We start from the raw sequence: 21,730 nt of genomic DNA on the forward strand, positions 1-21,730 counted from the left end.
TTTAAAAATTTATTCGACATAAATAATGTCACTCGGTTCAGAAATTCCGTTTTCATTATACGCTTCAATAGTAAAATAATAAGGAGTATCACGATCTAAACAACGCATCAAATGCTCGGTTGTATCGTAGACTTGCCAAGAGTGGTAGAGCTTATCTTGTGCAATTCCCCAACGTATGTTATAACCTTGAGCTCCTTCAACAACATCCCAAGAAAATGAGGCATCTCTGCGATCTTCTTCTCGATTCACTTTAAATCCAGAAACATTATCTGGCTTTTCACCTAATCCTAAACCAAACACTCTAAACTCGGACATTGCAAAGTTGGCTCCTGGTACTTTTATATTGTTATAACGTACATACTTGGCTTTTACGGCTTCATCTAATACAATGTAAGCGTTTGGTGTATCGGTTTCACTTTCACTCCTATCGACTACAGTTTGCCAGTTTTCACCATCGTCTGATACTTCAATTGTAAATTGATGTTTCAAACCTTCAACGCGTGTATAAATGGCAGATTCATGGTCATGAAAATTAAGTTGGAACGCCTGAATATGTCCAGCGTTTTGCATTTCAATCGTTATCCATTGCTTATTATCATTGGCTTCGGCAACCCAAAATGTTTTAGGATTTTCATCCGTTAACACCTTTGATGTAATTTGACCATCTGAATCTATTTCCACAGGTAACTCTTTAACCTCAACAGCATCATCACCTGTTGTAAATTTCATAATCTGCATTAACGAAGACGACACTTTAACATTACCCTCATAAGAAAGCAACATCCAACCATTGTGATGTCCTGCTTTTGTCGGGTGACTAGATCCAAAACGCGGATAATCGCCATAGGCAGTATTCGTATACATCAAACCTTCCTCATCAAAATAAGTTGGAAACATACACAAACGACGTTCCCACTGCGCATTAGACGCCAACGCCATAGTTGCTACATGCCAATATTGCCCATTGGTTTGTTTCACGGTTATTCCATGACCAGCTCCATTCGTAAATCCACCAGGTTTAAAACTCATCGGATTATTTTTCATATACTCAAAAGGACCAAGTGGTGAATCACCAATATAAACACCATCTGCGTACACATTAAATTGTGTGCCTGGCGCTGCATATTGTAAATAATATTTTCCGTTGTGCTTGGTCATAGAAGCCCCTTCCATATAGCCTTCCTTTAAAGTGGGATGAAAGTTATTTTCACCAAAACGTTCCCAACCGTGTTCTTCTTCAACAAGATTAATCAGTTCTTTTTTAACACCTGTTTCTAGAAAACGATCGTCTTTATTTAGCATTTTTACATGAAGCGGATACACATTAGAAGAACCCCAATATAAATATGTTTCGCCGTCATCATCAATGAATAATTCTGAATCTTGAATGTTGGTAGATATGGATGCGCTTGGTGTCCATTTCCCGCTCTTAGGATCATCAGTATAAAGAATACTTCCGTAACCTGCAGGATCTCCAGCAAAGTAAACCAATGAATCCTTATAATTGAAAGCTGTAGGTGCATTACTGCCTTCAAAAAACCATTGTTGTGGCTTAATAAAATTCCAATCTACTAAATCGGTAGAATGCCAATACCCAAACGAACGCGTTACAAACATGTAGTATTCTCCTTTAAATTCAATAACCGCAGGGTCTGCACCAGAACGGTACGACTTATTTTGGCTTGAATTGTAAACCATATAAGTATAATCTATATCTAATGGATTAATATAGGTATCATAGCCTTTTTTAATCTCTGCTTTGTTCTTTGCATTTGAAGATTCTTCTGAATTCTGATTCTTCTCTGTATTACAAGTAAAAAGAAATGCTATAGTGAAGAGATAAAGTAATTTTTTCATGATTTATAGTTTAGTGTCTTTATCTGTTTGTGGATTGTACGATGTTCCCGTTTGACCTCGTAATCTTTCAAACTGCTTGAAAGAATGTTCTACGCTTTCTTTTGGTGCTTGCTTAAATTCATTTTCTTTAACCTTGTATTCTTCTTGAAGTTCTTTAAGTCGTGATCTTAATTCTGCTTCAATGGTATCATAATCTGGATTATCAATTTGATTATGAATTTCCTTAGGGTCTTCCTCTAAATCGTATAATTCCCAAGTATCAATATCATCATAAAAATGGATTAACTTATAGCGTTTAGTTCGAATTCCGTAATGTTTTTTCACCATATGAAACGCTGGATAATCGTAATAATGATAATAAACTGCATCTCTAAAATCATCACCATTAAATGTCTTTTCTAATAATGGACGAAGTGATTTGCCTTGCATATCTTCCGGAATTTCAGCATTCGCATAATCTAAAAAGGTTTCTGCAAAATCGAGATTCTGAGTTAAGTCTTCAATAACGGTCCCTGGTTTTATAACGCCAGGATATTTGATAACTAATGGCATCGCCAGCGACTCTTCATACATATAACGTTTATCAAACCAACCTTTTTCACCCAAATAAAAACCTTGATCCGTGGTATACACCACAATGGTGTTTTCTGCTAATCCATTGGCTTCCAAAAAATCTAAAACCTCACCAATGCCTTCATCCATTGAGGCTATTGTGGCTAGATAGTCTTGCAAATAACGCTGCCCTTTATACTTTGCTAAATCTTTTCCCGATAAATTAGCATCATGGAAGGCATCATTTTTGTCTTGATAGGCACTATCCCAAGCTTTACGCTGTTCTGCAGTCATACGTTCAAAATCCGACTTCCAAGGGTTCCAAGCTAACTCTGAACTACCTTTAGATGTCGTCAGTTTTAAATCGTGACCTTCATACATATCTTTATAAATAGTTTGAAGCTGTTTTTGGGATGCTAAAGATCCTTCATGATTAGAAAAATAAGTATCTGGTAGAGGAAATTCCACATCATCATATTTATTGGCGTGTCGTAATGCTGGCATCCAATTTCTATGTGGTGCTTTATGCTGCAACATTAACATAAACGGTTGGTCACTATCCTTAACCGAATTAAGATACGCAATACCATCTTGTGTAATAATATCCGTGGCATAACCTTGTACTCTTGTTGTATCTGCAACTTTAGAAGTTTCATTTAGAGCAATAAAATCAGGATTGTAATAATTGCCTTGATCGGTTAAAATATTCCAATAATCAAACCCTTCTGGCAATCCTTCTAAATGCCATTTTCCAATAACAGCTGTATTATAACCTGCTTTTTGCAATAGTTTAGGAAAGGTTTGCTGACTGCCATCAAACTTATTACCATTCATTCTAAACCCATTAACATGACTGAATTTACCCGTTAGAACCACAGCGCGACTCGGTCCGCAAATAGAATTGGTACAAAAGTTATTTTTAAACAGCGCACCTTCTGTGGCAATACGATCAATATTTGGTGTTGGTGCTAATTTACTAATAGGATGACCATAAGCGCTAATAGCCTGTTCTGCATGGTCATCTGCCATAATATAAACGATATTTGGTCGCTCTACAGGCTTTAAATCCTCAAGTTTTTTAGAGTCTTCTTTACAAGATTGCAACATTAAAAGACTCAATACTAACATAGCTACATATCTCATTTTTCTGTAGTTTTTATAATTTTAGTTTGAATCACCTCATCATTGATCACAGTTCGTTCAAAAAAGTTAAAGATTTTGTCCATTTCCTCAATAGGAATTCGAGCAACTTCATGACCACCACCTTTTACAATATTGAAATAGTAGGATGCCTCAAATTCCTGAAGCTTTTCGCTTATAATTTTAGAACCGTCCAGCATAATATAACCGTCTTTTTTTGGATCACAAAAATGATGTGACGCACTAGCAAAAGGCACTAATTGATCTTCTGTTCCATGATATAAAACGGCTGGAATTGCATTTTCTTCAGTAATATATCTTGCATCAACCACAGCACCCGCACAAGAAAATAGGCCTGCAAATTTCACATTATTATAAGCCTCTTTATTAGCCACAAAATAATCCTTCATAAAAACTGCATTTAGTATGCCCTCTGCTCCAGCGCTACTACCACCAGCTATAATTTTAGAAGCATCAATATGCAAGGATTCGGCATTTTCTACCAAAAATTTTGCTGCATCTAAATAATCGATTGCCGCTTGTTTAAAGGTTTCCATTTTATCGTCTTTAGTGCAATCACACCCAAAACCTGTAGCCGTATTTTTTCGTAACAAACGGTAGCTAATGGAAACACCTATGTAGTTTTGTTCTTTAGCTGCATACTTTACCAAATTCTGATCATCTGGATAGGCACGATGACTACCCGAAAATCCACCACCATGCATCCAAAGTAATACGGGAAGTGAATCAGACTTCTTAATATTTTTTGGAGTAAACACATCTAGTCGCAAGGTATCTTGTCCTTTAATGGAATAGATATAGGTTTCCATATTTTGAGCAGAAAGCCCAGACGTAATCAATAAAACTAGTAAAATTGCTATATTTTTCATTTAATTAATTTTTTCAATTAAAATTCCGCTAATTACAGGTTGTCCTTCAATAGGTTGTAGCGAAATAGTTAAACCTTCATTATTTTTTATTTGAACCTCCGACGTTAAAGTTACCCCATATTTTTGTGGATAAGCAATGGCTATATTGAATTGTTTCTCTATCAAAGTTGCATTCATAAAAACATCAAAAACACGTTTTTTTTGGTTTGAATCTTCTTTAACCTTTGATAGATTATAAATGTTTTCAATTGATTTGATTTGTGGTTCAACAAAAAATAAATCCACCTTATAAATTCCATCTGGAATATCCACTTTATAAGTCGAACAACCTTCTAATAACGTTTGAAACAAGGGTTCTGAAGTCGAATTTTTAATATCATGAGGCAAACCTTGATTTTTATCTTTGGTCATTCCATAAGGCGTGCCATCTAAATAACCATACCAGCCATTTTTATACGCTTGATCTGGTACAAAAGTGATATCCCTTTCTTCATCATTAAAATAAAAATGAGCACCTATATTAATTCCGAAACGCTTAAAATTTTTAAAATCTAAAGCATCTAGTTTTAAAACCTTAACTGTTTTCTCTTCTGAAATCGTTTCTGAAACGAGTTTAATATGGTTTATGCCATTTTTAAAAGGCATTTCGATAGTAGCTACCCCATTCTCAAACTGTACATCGTCTTGCTTTTTGCCATTTAAATAAACAATTCCTTTTTCCTGATTTGAAACTATTTGAATTGCATACGATTCATTTTCAAACAGCGTTAAACCCTTTAAAAAATCCGTTGCAACATGAACAAATGGTTCTTCATCGTTTAAAACTGATTTGTACCAATAATAAATATCCTTTGGTGTTCTGTTGTATTGCACCAAACCTTTTTGATTGACATGAGGAATGGCATCTCCTCTAAACTCCGAACCGAAATCCGCATAATTCCACGCCGTCATTCCCGTCATGTAATGACGTTCGGTAATTTGCTTATAATACGACTGATGTAATTTAGCTTGGTAATCCGTTGAAAAATCGAACTTCTTCGGTGTTTTTGTAAAGATCCTAACATCCGCTCCAGGGCCGTACTCAGACAATAGCATAGAACGCTTTGGATAGCGCTTGTGTTGCTCATCTAGAAAAATTCCCAAATCTGGAATATCCTTATCATACCAACCAAAGTATAAGTTCCATCCAAAAATCATTGGTAAATCTGCAATCCCAGTTTCGTTATATACATCATTAAGATGACCTGCCATAACCGTAATATGGTTTGGTGCTAATTCTCTAGTAACATCTTCGAGTTGTGTCGCTAGTTTTACAGATACTTTTTTTAAATCTTGACGTTCTTGATCTGTTAGTTTATTATTAAAAACTAATCGAATAAAAATCTCATTCATATAACCAAACATCACAACAGAAGGAAAATTATAATATTGTTTAATATGTTCTTTTTGCATGTTTGTACTCGTCTCGAAGTACGCTTCAGAATCAGTAACTATATTTATCACCGGAATTTCCGTCCAAACCAAAATACCGAGTTGATCACATAAATCATATAACTCGCGAGCATGCGGATAATGTGCAAAACGAATAACGTTTGAACCCATGTCTTTTATCAATTCAATATCCTTTTTTTGAAGTGCCATTGGTACTGCGTTTCCATAACCTTCATAATCTTGATGACGGTTAACTCCAATTAGTTTAATTGGTTTTCCGTTTAAATAAAAGCCTTTATCAGGATCGACAGACACCCAACGGAATCCGATATTCGTCGATTTTGAATCTAAAATTTTTCCATCCTTATCGTGAAGAACTAGTTTAAGTTGATATAAATAAGGATTTTCAGGCGACCATAATTTTGGACTTTTAACTTCAGGTAGTTGTATTTTGAATTCTTCAGACCTTTCAGCTTGAAGTTTAATCTTTTCTATATGTGAATTTACAATATGACCTTCAGCATCTAAAAGCGTAAATTTTAATTCTGTTTGTACTTTACTTGAAGCTACATTGTTTAGAAGCGCAGTGACTTCTAAACGCGCTTCGTCTGCTGAGACTTTTGGATAGTTGATATAAAATCCATCTGAAGCAAAATCCTCTAAACTAAAATGTTGTTTTGGTAAGGTTATTAATTCCACATCACGATAAATGCCTCCGTAAAAGGTGAAGTCAGCATCTAAAGGTGGAATATCCACATTATGAGAATTATCAACCGTAACCTCAATTACATTATAAGCATCATGATTTATGAATTCAGATATATTGAAATTGAACGCTGTGTAACCCCCTTTATGATTTCCTATTTCTTGTCCATTAACGAAGACCGTTGCTTCTTGGTTTACGGCATTAAACTTTAAATAATGGATATCTTCTTTTTCTTCTGAACTTACAAAGAACTTTTTTTGATAATACCCCAAACCTCTTCGGTAACCCGGTTCATCATCAAAAGCATCATCTTGATTCCAAGTATGTGGAATGTTTACCGTTTGCCAAGTCGTTTTATCATCTGAAAATTGCCAACCAGAATTTATAGTAGTTGACTGACCATTAGTTTCGCATAAAAAAGCCACACCCAATACGATGTAAAATACTAAAATTTTATATGTTATTCGGCGCGGCATACTACTTGCTATTAATCGTTTAGGTTAAAAGTGTGTTTAAATTTAAAATCAGAACTTGGTGCGATGGCAATTTCAAATTCACCAGTCTCCACACCGTAAATCATGTCACTATTATAAAATTTTAGGTCTTCTGCTGAAATCGTAAAGGTTACCGTTTTCGATTCCCCTTTTTTAAGGAATATTTTTTGAAAACCTTTCAGTTCTTTAACTGGTCGTGTAACACTTCCTACTTTATCATGAATATAAAGTTGTGCAATTTCATAACCATCCGCATCTCCTGTGTTTGTAATTGTCACACGTGCTTCAATGGTATTTGAAAACGTCAGGCTTTCTGAAGACAATTTTAAATCTGAATATTTAAATTCCGTATAACTTAAACCATGACCAAAGGCAAATAAAGGCGTATTTGGCACATCGATATAATTACTTTTATAATCTTCTTTAGGGTTACTCTCAGGAATTGGACGTCCTGTGTTTTTCATATTGTAATAAATCGGCACCTGACCTACATTTCTAGGAAATGTTACCGTTAGTTTCCCTGAAGGATTTACGGTTCCGAATAATATATCTGCAGTTGCAGCTCCTCCCATGGTTCCCGGAAACCAAACTTCTAAAATGGCATCTACTAAATTCACCTCTTCAGAGAGATTCAATGGACGACCATTCATTACAACCAAAGTAATTTTCTTATTAGGATTCGCTTCCCGTATTTTTTGAATCAGCTTCGGCTGAATTCCTGGAATTTTTAGGTCTGTTCGTGATGCTGCCTCTCCACTCATGTGATGATCCTCACCCATGACTAAAATAATCTCATCAGCTTGTTGAGATATAGAAATCGCTTCCTCAAAACCTGATTCGTCATCTTTTAAAATGTCGCATCCTTTAGCATATAAAATTTGGTTAGAATTTATATATTCTGAAATACCTTCAAACACACTTACAGCTTTTCCTCCACGGTCTCCTTTTGCAGCCCAGTTGCCAATAATATCGGCTTCATCTTTTACCAAAGGCCCAATAAAGGCAATTTTTTTGGTGTTTTTAGAAAGTGGCAAAGCATTGTTTCTATTTTGCAACAGAACCGACGAAGCTGCAGCAATTTCTCTTGCTTTCGCTAAAAATTCTGGTTTCAATGCTGTATTTGCCTCACGCGTTTCATCAATATAACGATAAGGGTCATCAAACAATCCTAACTTATATTTTGCTAGTAAAATTCTTTTACAAGCCTCATTAATATAGGCTTCAGAAACTTTACCCTCTTCAACTAATGTTTTAAGATGTAAACGATAAACATGGCCTACCATATCCATGTCGACTCCAGCATTCATCCCAATTCTAGCCGCATCAATACTATCTTTAGCAAAGCCATGCTGAATCATTTCATTGATAGAGGTATAATCTGAAACCACGAAGCCATCAAATTTCCATTCGTCTCTAAGAATATCTCTTAGCGTGAATTTATTACCAGATGTTGGCACTCCATTGAGTTCGTTAAAAGCCGACATAAACGTTTCTACTCCAGCATCTACAGCAGCTTTAAAAGGTGGTAAATACACATTTCGCAACTCACCTTCTCCCATATTAGTTGTGTGATAATCGCGTCCGGCTTGTGCAGCACCATAAGCCACATAATGTTTAGCGCATGCTAAAATGGTGTTGGGTTGTGATAAATCGTCTCCTTGAAATCCATGAATGTAAGCTTTACCCATTTCATTATTCAGGTAGACATCTTCACCAGCTCCTTCAGAAATTCGTCCCCAACGTGGTTCTCTAGAGACATCAATCATAGGTGCAAATGTCCAGTGAATACCTTCCGCAGACGCTTCTTCGGCTGCAATACGCGAACTTTCTTCAACCATTTTTAAGTCCCAACTTGCCGATAAGCCTAAGTTTATAGGAAAAATAGTACGATGACCATGAATGACATCGTAACCAAATAATAATGGAATACCTAAACGAGATTCTTCGACAGCAATTGTTTGTAAGTCGCGCGTGCCTTTTACAGACATGGCATTTAACATCGCTCCCATATTCCCTTCTCGAATGTACTTTCCATTATCTGAACCAACAATTGGTCCGGTTTGATCCCAATGACCACTATACATAACGGTTTGTCCTATCTTTTCTTGAAGTGTCATTAGATTCATTATAGAATCTACTTTAGCTTCATAGTTTTGAGAAAAACCACTACCAAGCGTACCACATAGAATTATGTATAGAAATCTTAACTTCATCATGCTTTTATTTTTTCAATTCAAATTCAGCCATCATCTTGGTTGTAGAATCTGTACCTACAAACACGTGGAATTTTCCTGGTTCTGCTACGAAATCTAAATCTGAATTATAGAATTTTAAGTCGTCAACCGATATATTGAAGGTCACGGTTTTAGTGTCTCCTTTATTAATCTCTACCTTCTGAAAGCCTTTTAACTCCTTTAAAGGTCGAGTAACTGAACCAACAACATCTCTAATGTAGAGTTGAACCACTTCCTTCCCGTCATAATCACCAGAATTGGTTACCTCAACAGAAACCTCAACAGAGCCATCCATGTTAATTGAATTTGTATTCAAGTTTAGATTTGAATAATCGAAGGTTGTATAACTTAATCCGTAACCAAAAGGATATAATGGCTCGTTACGCTCATCGATATAATTACTTTTGAATTTTTCAAAACGGCCTTCTTCATTCATCAAAGGTCGTCCTGTATTTTTATGATTGTAAAAAATTGGAATTTGCCCAACACTTCTAGGAAATGTTGCTGTTAATTTTCCTGATGGATTTACATCTCCAAACAACACATCTGAAATGGCTAAACCAGCTTCACTTCCAGGAAACCAAACATTCAATATGGCTGGTACGTTTTCATTTTCTTCAACCAATTCTAAAGGTCTTCCAGTAAATAAAACCAACACTACAGGTTTTCCTGTTTTAAGTAACGCATTTAATAAATCTTTCTGAACTTGAGGAATTCCTATTTCTGTTCTGCTACTACTCTCTCCACTAAACTCTGCAGATTCTCCAATAGCAGCTACAATGACATCTGCTTTATTCGCGATACTTAAAGCTTCATCTAATAATTGCTTATCTGTTCTACCATCTCTTGGAATGGTTTTTCCAAACATGGTTGCCTTTTGTTCGAGTTCTAAATCATAGTCTACATTACTTCCTTTCGCATAAAGCACATTGGCTTTATCGCCAACTACGGTTTTTAAACCTTCAAAAAATGGATTTGATTTGTCTTGTTGCGTTGCGACACTCCAAGTTCCAGCCATATTTACGGCATTATTTCCTAGAGGTCCGATTAGAGCAATCGTACCTTCCTTTTTTAATGGCAATAAATTGTTTTCATTTTTTAGTAAGACTGTCGACTCTGCTCCTACTTTTCTAGCGAACGCTCTGTTTTCATCGGTAAACACTTCCTTTTTAGCTCTATCACTATCCAAATATTTATAAGCATCATCAAATAAGCCTAATTGATATTTGGCGGTTAACATACGTTTTACAGCAATATCAATATCTTCAATTTTCACCATGCCTTTATCTATAGCTCCTTTTAACGATTTTACAAAAGCAGCAGTCACAGAAGGAGAATCACCTGCCATATCCATATCAATACCTGCATTTAAAGCTTGCGCTACAACTTCTTCTTCATTACCAACTCCATGAGCCATCATTTCATAGATACCAGTATAATCCGTTACCACGAAACCATTAAAACCCCAATCATCACGTAATAAATCCGTAAGTAACCATTTGTTTCCTGTTGCTGGTACGCCATCAATCTCATTAAATGATGCCATTACAGAACCCACTCCAGCATCAATAGCCGCTTTGTAAGGCTCTAAGTATTCATTATACATTCTAATTTTACTCATATCGACCGTGTTATAATCACGACCAGCTTCTGGAGCTCCATATAAAGCAAAATGTTTTACGCATGCCATCAACGTGTTATTTTTACTTAAATCATCTTGTTGATAACCTTTTACCATCGCTTCTGCAATACGACTTCCTAGATACGGATCTTCACCATTACCTTCAGAAACACGTCCCCAACGTGGATCGCGAGAAATGTCTACCATTGGAGAAAACGTCCAGTTAATACCATCTGCACTAGCTTCGGTTGCCGCCATACGTGCTGTTTTTTCAATAAGATCCATATCCCAAGTCGATGATAAACCTAATGGAATTGGGAATGTAGTTTCGTAACCATGAATAACATCCATTCCAAAAAGAAGAGGAATTTTTAATCGGCTTTCTTCCACAGCAATCTTTTGGACTGCTCTAATTTTTTCAACAGATTTTATGTTGAACATACCCCCAACCAAACCATCTTGGATTTTTTTACCAACATCAGAACTTGTACCTAAACCTGTTGTGATGTCACCTGAAACGGGAAGATTAAGCTGGCCTATTTTTTCATCTAAAGTCATAAGACCCAAAATAGAATCTACTTGAGCTTCAAATGGATTGTTTGTGTCAGCAGTTGTCTTTATTGCATTCGAATTTGAATTACAACTTGAAAAAGTGAAAGCGATTAAAAAAAGTGCTATTAGTTTAGTGGAAAATCGTTTAGTCATTGTATTATTTTGTTTTTGAAAAAAGCCAATTTAAAAGTTCTGGTTCTGCAAAAGCTGGATCCCAGCTATTGTGATTTGCAAAGTCGTATAAGGTCAATTTAGGAAAGCCACCTGCACTGATTATTGCAGATGCCATGTTTAAAGATAATTTAGGATCAACTACATCATCTTTTGCTCCGTGTAAAATCCATAATGGAATCGTTTGAGCATAAGCCGTTACAGATTCTGGATCACCACCACCACAGATTGGAATTGCCGCAGCAAACATTTCGGGTTTACGGTAAATGATTTCAAAGGTTCCCATGCCTCCCATGGATAATCCCATAGCGTACACTTGATCTGTTTTTACGTAAGATTGAGCAACCAACTCATCCATCAAATCCATCACTAATGCCATTGCGGTAGTTGGTGCATCCTTGTACTTATAATTAAATGTGATTGGCTTTGTTGTGCGGTCCGCTTCTAACTTAGACCAGTAATCACCTTTAGAACATTGTGGAAAAATCACAATCGCAGGAAGTGAGTCTCTGTTTTTCTCATTTAAAAATAATTGACTCCCATGCGCCAATTGTTTTTTATTGTCATTGCCACGTTCTCCCGCCCCATGAAGCATTAGCACAACAGGATATGTTTTTGACTCATCAAAATTCTTAGGTAAAAGCATTCTATAATTAAGGGTGTCTTCACTTACAATATGATGTTCAAAAGAAAATGAATCTTTTGAAGGTTCCGTTTGTTGCTGTGCTTTTACAGCACATGAACTTAAGACCGTTGCACTAAAAACTAAGATTATTAATAGATTTTTCATTTTCATTTATTTAATAATTAAATCCTAACATATCTAAACCATTTTGAATGTCTTCATTTTGCATAAACAGATTCCATAATAAGCCAGATCTATGATTTTCAATCATAATAATTTCTGGCCCTTGGTCTATGGCTAAATATTGTTCAGTTACCCAATCATTGTATTGCGGACTAAACGCATCATAAAAACCAGCAGGTCCTAATAAAATGTCCTTTTTACCATAGAAATAACGCATTGCTGCCAATGATTTTTCTGGCGTATATGGTATTGAGCTGATAGCTGCAGTTGGAGAAACAACTCCTAAATCATTTTCTGGACTATGCGCTGAATACCCTGTTGAGCCATCTGCATTTCGACTATAACTAGCGGTTAAGCCCCAACAATCCTCTCCATAATCTCTGTAGTTATTTGGATTGGTAACGCAATGTTGGTAATTGATGTTTGTATGATTTACATTCAAATCCCAATAGTTGGCATACTGATCTGAAAGATTTGTAGGATTTAATCCTAAGAACGAATAGTGCGCCCAAAATAGAGGGCCTGTACCATTACCGGCATGATCCAATATCAATGGAATTCCATATTGACTAGAAGCCGATACTATGTTCCCATTGCTAGCCCAACCTTCGTGATATACTTCTGGAGCTAAAGTATAATCTGGAGACGCTGCACCTAAAATGAAAGCGATTAAGGTTTCGTTATATCCTTTTAGTTGTAGATTTATTGAAAATCCATTGTTGGGACTCCAATGCCAATACAACTCATTTTGGTTTTGTGTGTACCAATCCCACTCAATACCCTTCCATAAATCATCTGCTTGAATTGCTAGCGCTGCTTCATCTGTAGTACCATTTTTAAAATATTCTTTCACACAAATTAGGCCTTGTGCTAAAAATGCAGTTTCAACTAAATCACCACCATTATCTTGATCGCTAAATGGAATAACACTACCGTTAGTTCCGTTTAGCCAATGTGGCCAAACTCCATGAAAACGATCAGCAGTTTCAAAAAAGTCTACAATTTGACTTAATCTATTAAAACCTTCTGTTCTTGAAATATAACCACGTTCGATACCAACCAATATAGCCATGAGTCCAAAACCACTTCCTCCCGTTGTTACAACATTTTGACTATTTGAAGGATCTGTTGGATGATAACGTTCTCTTGCAGCTCCAGAATTAGCATCGGCAAAATCCCAAAAATACTTGAAGGTTGTTTCTTGTGTTAAATCCATTAATTCAGTATCCGTTAACGGTATTACCGGATCGTCATCACTTGGATCATAAGGTTCTTGATAACCTGGTCCATCATCTGAACCGCAGCTAAAACACATTAACATCACTAACATTAAGCTAAAAACTCTCATACTATTTAAACTAATTATATTTAAAACCAAGTTTATCTAAACCTGATTTTACATCTTTATTTTTCATGAATAAATCCCACAACAAACCTGTTCTATAATTCTCTATCATTACCGGAATTGGTCCTTGATCGATAGCTAAATATCGTGGGGTATACCAATTATGCTCAAAACTAACAGCATCATAAGGCCCATATTTACCAACTAAGCTATCGTGATTTTTATAAATATTTTCTAATACATTCATACTTTCTTGTGGAGTATATGGAAATGATGATATGGCAGCTGTTGGAGATACGACACCAGCATCATTTTCTGGACTATGACCAATATAGCCATTAACAGAATAACTCGATGTAAATCCCCATAAACTATCTCCGTAACCTTTAAAGTTCTTTGGATTATCTACAGCATATTTATAATGAATCTTTGCTTGGTTTTGAGTTAATTTCCAGTAATCAGCATATTGATCGGATAAGCCTTTTGGGTTCAAACCTAAATAGGAATAGTGCGCCCAAAATAATGGTCCGGTTAAATAGTCATCGTGTTCAAAATAGTTTAATACAACATCTTCGTCATAAAACTTTTCTTTAGAAACAATAGCACCATCTTTTGCCCAACCTTTTTCATAAACAGATTTATTAATTGGATGTGTTGGAGATGCCGCTGCTAATACATACATTATTAAACATTCGTTATAGCCACCTACTGGGAAATTCATATCCCAACCATAGTTTGGAGACCAATGCCAATACAATACGTCTTCTCCGTTTTTTGTATACCAATCCCATTCTACAGTTCTCCAAAGTTGATCTATCTTAGAAACTAATTGTTTTTCTTTTTCTGTATTGCCATCAAAATATTCTGCAACGGTTAGTAAACCTTGAATTAAAAAAGCTGTTTCTACTAAATCACCACCATCATCTTTCTTCCCAAATGGATATGCTTTACCAGTTTCACCATCAATCCAATGAGACCACGCACCATGAAAACGATCTGCTTTTTCAAGGAAATTTACAATTTTAAGGTATCTATCTAAGGCTTCACCCTTATCAATATAGCCTCTTTCGATGCCAACTAAAATTGCCATAAGACCAAAGCCGCTTCCACCTGTCGTTACTGTATTTTTTGGAGAGGTAGGATACACATCATCCATGTGAATTCGCTCTCTAGCTAATCCTGAATTTGGTTCAGCACCTTCCCAAAAATAATTGATGGTTTGTTTTTGAATCGTGTCTAGCAAACTCGTATTGATTAATCCTGCATCTGAATTAGTACTAGTATCTTTAACGTTTTCTATATCAACAGAATCCGTTTTATCGTTTGATTTACACCCTACAATAAGACATAACAAACAGCCATAAAATATTGATTTATATAAATTCATCATTTAAAATTAAAGTAAAATTTAGCGGCATTTCAGGAATTAAAAATGCCGCTAAAATAAATAAGTGATAATTAAAAAATTATTAGACTAACTCAATTGAATTATCAGTTTATTGCATACTATCTATTTCTGCTTGTGAAAGCGCTTTGTTAAATAATCTTAATTCATCGATACCACTTAAATCAGATAAGTGATTCCAGTAACTGAATGTTTCTCCACCAGCACCAATAGTTATTTCTGAACAACCAGTCCAATCTACACTAGACGCTAAAGTTGAAGACAATTGTTCAACTCCATTAAAGTAGATTTTACTTTCTGTAGCCGAAACTGTTAATGCAACGTGTACCCATTCCCCTGCAGTAACGTCAATTACACCTCCATCGTTCCAGCTCTCACCATCACCAACTCCAACGTTTACCTTAATACGTTGTTCAGTCGCAGAACCTTCTCTAAATAATCTAAATCCTTGATTACGATCATCAGCATCATCCCCTACAACTAATATTCCCGAACGGTCTGGTGTTCCATCAACTTTGTACCAAAATGTAGCACTAAATGCATCTGCACCAAATAAACCATCTATAGGAAATGTAAGGTAAGAGTCTTCAGCTCCCATAAAAGCATCTGAACCTTCATATCCTTCACCATAAAATCCTGTATCTCCTACAACTGTTGGTTCATTTAAACTCACAAATTCCGTATACATACCATTAAAAGGCATGTAGAATGTTTCACCGTCGTATGCTGGCTCATAAGGATTAGTGACGTTAATCATATTCTGAATTTCACTTTGTGATAACGTCGTTTCAAATAAACGCAACTCGTCCATTATACTGCTATCTGACTCATGTCCCCAATAACTAAAGGTTTCACCACCAGATCCGATTGTAATATCCGTACAACCTGTCCAATCAATAGGTCCGCTTGGTGTTGCTGTATTTACAGGCAAACCATTTAAATAGATAACGGTCTGCGAAGGAGAAACTGTAAAGGCAACATGTACCCATTCATCCGCGGTAACATCAATAACACCACCATCATTCCAACTTTCACCATCACCTGTACCAATATTTAATTTAATACGTTGCTCTGTACCATTACCTTCTCTAAATAATCTAAGCCCTTGAAGGCGATCGTCTGCATCATCTCCAATAGTTAAAATGCCTGATCTATCTGGTGTAGCATTTACTTTGTACCAAAACGCACCACTCATATTGCTACCAAACATGCCTTCAATAGGAAATGTTAAATAAGAATCATCGCTTGCTTTATATGCGTTTGTTCCTGCAAAAGCAGCACCTGCATATTCAGGTGTACCAACTTCTGAAGCATCCGTTATAGATAATAGTTCAGTATAAGTCCCATCAAAAGGCATGTAAAACACTTCACCAGAAAATATAGCTTCGTATGGAGGCGCTTTAGAAAAGTTTACTGTAGCCGTTGTAGCATTTCCAACTAAATCAGTACCCGTAACAGATAATACATGCTCACCACTAGATAAGCTATCATACGTATATTCTTGATTAACGATTCTATAATCTAAAAACGTATCGAATGTTGCTATTTGTACTCCATCCAAACTCACAACTATTGAACCTACCTCAATATCATCTTCTACTTTAAACTTGATATTAATTGGCACAACTAATTCTAAACCTGTAATTTCAGTACCTTCTGTAGGATAATTAATCGTTACAACTGGAGCTCCTGCATCTGGTCCTGGATCCACTTCTGTGATTGGATCTATGCCATCATAACAAGACACCATCATCAGCATTGCTGTAATTGCTATTATATATTTATTAATTTTTTTCATTTTCTAAATTTTTAGTTGTTATTCAAGTGGTAATAAATCCAATTGTGCTTGTGGATACGGTAAAAGCTCGTCTTCAGCAGTAAATGTGCGTCCTTCGTAACTTAATTCTTCATATTTGTTCAATCTTATCATATCGAAATAGCGTATTCCCCATTCCATTGCAAGCTCTGCAAATTTCTCATCCATAACTTGCTCATTGGTAACATTTGAAAGGGCAGACATTCCAACTCTTCCTCTTACTTCATTAACCGCTTGATCTGCTGAACCAGCAGAACCACTTGCTCCCTGTGTTAAAGCTTCAGCATACATTAATAAAATTTCGGCATATCTGATAACTATGAAGTTTTTACCAGAGCCATAACTTGTTCTTCCTGGTGTTAACTGTGTTGATGGTAAATAATGTTTACCACTGCTAAAGATTGCTCTAGAATAGTCATTAAAAATATCTCCATCTTGTGATACATTTGTCACGAAACTAGGTAATGTTGCATAAGCCGGATCAGAAGTAATCTCATCAATACCTCTAGGTGTAAAGTTTACACTTGTTGATAATCTTGTAGTTTCACCTCTGTCTAACATAAACTTGATGAATTTTAAACTAGGCTCATAAAAACCCCAACCAGCAGCAGCTCCTTCTACAGCTGGTGTCCAACTTGAAGGACCAAATGGTGCATACAAGTGAGTGTTTGCAGCTCCCGATTCTGTACCATAATCCGAAAATTGCAGCTCGAACAAGTTTTCATTACTACGTTCTCCGGGCTTTTTAAATAATTGATAAAAATCTGGGTATAAATTAAATTTACCGGAATTGATGATCTCGCCTGTAACATTAGCAACTTCTTGATAATTTTCTAATTCTAAATTTGCTAAGGCCTTTATCGCTAATGCTGTGTATTTTGTTACACCTCCAGTTACATCTTCTCTTTCATTAGGTCTAGCATCCAATAAAAACGGAATTGCTTCATCCATTAAATCTGAGATATACTGCATAACTTCAGCTTTAGTTTTTACACCGTTTTCTAGCTCAGCAGAAATATCAGAAGACCCTATAATGAATATATCTCCCCATAACCTTGACATTTGAAAATGAGTAAAACCACTTAGCACTTTACACTCTGCCATATATTGATCGGCTCTATCTAAATCTTCCTGATCTACAGCAAAATCTTTGTAAGATTGAATAGTTTCACGAGAACTTACAATCCTCACAATATCTCCGTAGAAATTCTCCCAAATTTGGTTATACATCCAAAAGCCATTATCATAGATAAAAAGATCCGTATCTGCAAACTGTGGCTGATCACCCAAACCACCAGCATTAACATCATCACCTCTTACACCAATAAGTAATGGATCTTCCCATCCTCTAGAATATACAGCAGAATACCCACCAATAAGTGGTAATACCATATCGTCTGAGATTGTAAAATCGAGATCGTCTGCCGCTAGCTGACCATCATTCTCTTCTAATTTATCTGTACAAGAAAAAACGACCATACAGAACGCTACCATCAATGCTAGCTGTTTTATTACTTGATTTATATTTTTCATAATTAGCATTTTTTTTTAAATTTTAATATTTACACCAAAAGTATATACCGCTGGAACTGGATAAGTTTCACGATCAACTCCACTACTAATCTCAGGGTTAAATCCGTTATAACTAAACAGTGTTATTGGACGTTCTGCTGTACATGTAAATCTAACTTCTGGCATATTTTCACCAAGTGATTTTGCTGGAATTGTATAAGCCAATTGAATGTTTTGAACTCTAAAATATGCACCATCTTCAACAAAGAAACTACTCATTTTCTGATTCCATGCTTTCCTTCTCCCTTCAGAAGATGGGTATGAATTTGTAGTGCCTTCACCATGCCATCTATTAACAGCAAAGTCAGCATCTATGTTTGTGTCATTTGTATAAATAACTTCACCTCTTTTGCGGTTCAAGATTTTATTACCTGTTTGACCAGAAACCGCTACAGATAAATCAAAATTCTTATAAGACACATTTAGATTTCCACCATAAGAAAATGTTGGTAAATATGACCCTAAAACTATTCTATCTTCGTCATCAATTATACCATCATTATTTTGATCCTTATAAATAAAATCACCAGGAATCAGGGTATTACTGTTTTCATTTGCTTCATATTGCGCTGTTGGATCTGCAGCAACTTGAGCATCGTTTTGATAAACACCAGCTACTTCCCATCCGTAAAAAGCATTTACAGGCTCTCCTACGATAAGTCTTTGACGAAATTCTGCACTTCCGGTATCAAAATAACCTTGTTCACTATCGATTCTAGTCACTTCATTTTTAAGTGTCGCTATATTTCCTCCTACAGAAAAGCTCCAGTTATCATTAATACGTTGATTCCAGTTTGCTGCAATTTCTAAACCTTGATTTCTCATTTCTCCAATATTAGCATCAACCACTTCTGCAGTAATTGGTGTATCTTTTGGAAGTACTAAATCTTTAGTATCACGGATATAATAATCCACCTCTAAACTTAATTTATCATTGAATAAACGAGAACTAATACCAAAATTGGTTTCTTCTAAAATTTCCCGTTTTAAATTACGAAACGTATTAGTTGTTAAGATACCATTCGTTGGAACATCTCCAATATCTGTGGTTACTTGTGACACAGTTCTTGTACCTGCACTTCCTCCAAGAAAACCATTTGCTAATTGTCCCCAACCTGCACGTAACTTTAAGAAGTTAAACACATTATTGTCTTGCATAAAATCTTCTTCAGAAATTATCCAACCTAAACCTACAGCTGGCGTGGTTACCCAAAGCTCTCTAGGGAATCTTCCATCACCTTCATGTCTTATCGTAGCATTAAGTAGATATTTATCCTTAAAGCTATATTCTAATCTACTGAAAAATGCTATTGAATATTCACGATCACCGATTTCACTAACCTGATCACTAAATGTCGTTGGATCCGCAAAGTTTAAATACCATGAACTTTCTAATCCAATACCTTGAATATCATTTCCTGTTGCAATAAAAGTATTGTCTTGATAATCTCTATACGAAGAACCAGCAAGTACCGTTACATTATGATCTCCAAAAGTATCAGTATAAGTTAATGTATTATCCCAAATTTGTTTTGAATACTTTAACTCTGCACGTCTAATATTAGAAATTTCTCTTTGTGACTGTCCTGAAATATAATAAGGTGACCTCACATTACGCTCAGAGATTGTAGAATAATCATGACTATAAGATGTTTTAAACTTAAGTTTTTCTGGAACTAAAGCGTACTCTAAAAACATACTTGTTAGAACCTTTCTAATTTTAAGTTGATTATTATTATAGGTCATTACAGGGAACGGGTTTTGCGAACCTCTATATCCTAATAAAGTTGCATCTGAATACGGAGTAGATGTTGCCTGTGTATTGGTATAATCATAAACCGGTAAAATTGGCACGGCAAAATACGCTTGAAACCATGCTCCATTTTCAGGATTGTATTGTGTTGCATTACTAAAAATCGCATTCGTTCCTATTTTTAAACGATCAGATAATTCTATCTCAATATTAGATTGAATATTGAAACGCTCATACTCATTTTTCATATCTAAAATACCTTCCTGAGAAAAATAGTTAGCATTAACACTGTAAGTTGTTTTTTCTGTTCCACCAGCAACTCCTATACCATGACTTGTAATTGGTGCTACACGTAAAATCTCTTTATACCAATCTGTATTAACATCTGGAATATTGGGATTTACTCTACTACGACCAAAACGCTGTATAGCATTATTAACAAAATCAATGTCTGGTTGCGAGTTAGACTCATAAGCCATTGTAACAAATTGTTCTGCATTTGCCATTTTTACAACATTCTGAGCGTTTTGATAACCAGAATATCCATTATAGGTGAATACTGGTTTTTGTTCCGTTCTACCATTTTTTGTTTCAATGATAATTACACCGTTAACACCAGCTTGACCAAAAATAGAGATAGAAGACGCATCTTTTAAAACTGAAATCGTTTCAATTTGATTGCTATCTAAGAAATCAATAGTATCATAAAACATACCATCTACTACATATAAAGGAGTTGCACCACCTTTATAAGAGTTAACACCTCTAATTCTTACTGTTGGTGAACCACCAGGTGAACCACTACTTACAACTTGTACACCTGCCACTTTACCTTGAATAGACTGCATAATGTTACCACTCGGTGTTTTCGCGATGTCTTCAGATTTTACAGTAGAGATAGCACCTGTTAGATCCGCTTTTTTCTGTGTTCCATAACCCACAACAACAACTTCGCTCAGTGAAGCCACGTCATCCTTAAGCGTAATGTTTATTTCAGTCTCACCAGCGACGGTTACAACTTGAGGGACAAAACCAACATAACTGAATTCAATTTGTTCGCCAAGATCTACCTTAATTATGTACTTACCATCAAAATCCGTTGTGGTTCCTCTGCTCGTTCCTTTTACAATGACGCTTGTCCCAGGTAAGGGCATCCCGTCACTTTCACTTGTTACAATTCCATTGATTTCAATCTGCTGAGCAAAAGAACAGATTGAAATAAACAACATCAACAATAGACTAATTTTTGTTTTCATATAGATTGATTAATATTTAATAAATAGAGTTAGTTTATTTAAAGGACTAAATTATAATCAAATGTTAAACTCTGTTAACATCTATTTACATTTTAAATACACCATATAAGGCATAGAAGGTTAATAA

General features: G+C 35.6%; 12 protein-coding genes. All 12 read right to left on the bottom strand.

The genetic code is table 11. The features are described 5' to 3' along the window. Window positions 1-9: 9 nt before the first annotated feature. Window positions 10-1,857, bottom strand: a complete 1,848-nt coding sequence (locus HM992_RS00595; protein WP_179318121.1) for a family 43 glycosylhydrolase — start codon at window positions 1,855-1,857, stop codon at window positions 10-12. 3 nt (window positions 1,858-1,860) lie between these two features. Then, window positions 1,861-3,552 (bottom strand): sulfatase family protein, encoded by a 1,692-nt coding sequence (locus HM992_RS00600; RefSeq protein ID WP_179318122.1) that lies wholly within the window; start codon window positions 3,550-3,552, stop codon window positions 1,861-1,863. After that, on the bottom strand, window positions 3,549-4,439 hold the full coding sequence (locus HM992_RS00605) for an alpha/beta hydrolase (protein WP_179318123.1): 891 nt from the start codon (window positions 4,437-4,439) through the stop codon (window positions 3,549-3,551). Before HM992_RS00605 ends, HM992_RS00600 begins: the two co-directional genes overlap by 4 nt. Then, complete coding sequence (locus HM992_RS00610; protein WP_179318124.1) at window positions 4,440-7,052, bottom strand: glycoside hydrolase family 2 TIM barrel-domain containing protein; 2,613 nt, start codon at window positions 7,050-7,052, stop codon at window positions 4,440-4,442. 11 nt (window positions 7,053-7,063) lie between these two features. Continuing rightward, the gene (locus tag HM992_RS00615) at window positions 7,064-9,286 is read right to left on the bottom strand and encodes a glycoside hydrolase family 3 N-terminal domain-containing protein (RefSeq protein ID WP_229720420.1); all 2,223 of its coding nucleotides are present in this window, start codon (window positions 9,284-9,286) and stop codon (window positions 7,064-7,066) included. A gap of 4 nt (window positions 9,287-9,290) precedes the next feature. Further along, the gene (gene bglX, locus HM992_RS00620; RefSeq protein ID WP_179318125.1) at window positions 9,291-11,630 is read right to left on the bottom strand and encodes a beta-glucosidase BglX; all 2,340 of its coding nucleotides are present in this window, start codon (window positions 11,628-11,630) and stop codon (window positions 9,291-9,293) included. Between the two features lie 4 nt (window positions 11,631-11,634). Continuing rightward, window positions 11,635-12,438, bottom strand: a complete 804-nt coding sequence (locus HM992_RS00625) for a carboxylesterase family protein (protein ID WP_179318126.1) — start codon at window positions 12,436-12,438, stop codon at window positions 11,635-11,637. 10 nt (window positions 12,439-12,448) lie between these two features. Next, window positions 12,449-13,804 carry a glucoamylase family protein gene (locus tag HM992_RS00630; protein ID WP_179318127.1) on the bottom strand — a complete coding sequence of 452 codons (1,356 nt, stop codon included), beginning with the start codon at window positions 13,802-13,804 and terminating at the stop codon, window positions 12,449-12,451. Window positions 13,805-13,814: 10 nt separating this feature from the next. Next, window positions 13,815-15,188, bottom strand: coding sequence for a glucoamylase family protein (locus tag HM992_RS00635; protein WP_394366263.1), 1,374 nt, complete (start codon window positions 15,186-15,188; stop codon window positions 13,815-13,817). Window positions 15,189-15,297: 109 nt separating this feature from the next. Beyond that, window positions 15,298-17,004, bottom strand: coding sequence for a LamG-like jellyroll fold domain-containing protein (locus HM992_RS00640; RefSeq protein ID WP_179318129.1), 1,707 nt, complete (start codon window positions 17,002-17,004; stop codon window positions 15,298-15,300). An 18-nt stretch (window positions 17,005-17,022) separates the two neighbouring features. Next, the gene (locus HM992_RS00645) at window positions 17,023-18,555 is read right to left on the bottom strand and encodes a RagB/SusD family nutrient uptake outer membrane protein (RefSeq protein ID WP_179318131.1); all 1,533 of its coding nucleotides are present in this window, start codon (window positions 18,553-18,555) and stop codon (window positions 17,023-17,025) included. Between the two features lie 15 nt (window positions 18,556-18,570). Further along, the gene (locus HM992_RS00650) at window positions 18,571-21,603 is read right to left on the bottom strand and encodes a SusC/RagA family TonB-linked outer membrane protein (RefSeq protein WP_179318133.1); all 3,033 of its coding nucleotides are present in this window, start codon (window positions 21,601-21,603) and stop codon (window positions 18,571-18,573) included. Window positions 21,604-21,730: the final 127 nt, after the last annotated feature.

This window comes from Winogradskyella helgolandensis, assembly GCF_013404085.1.
Classification (GTDB): Bacteria; Bacteroidota; Bacteroidia; order Flavobacteriales; family Flavobacteriaceae; genus Winogradskyella; species Winogradskyella helgolandensis.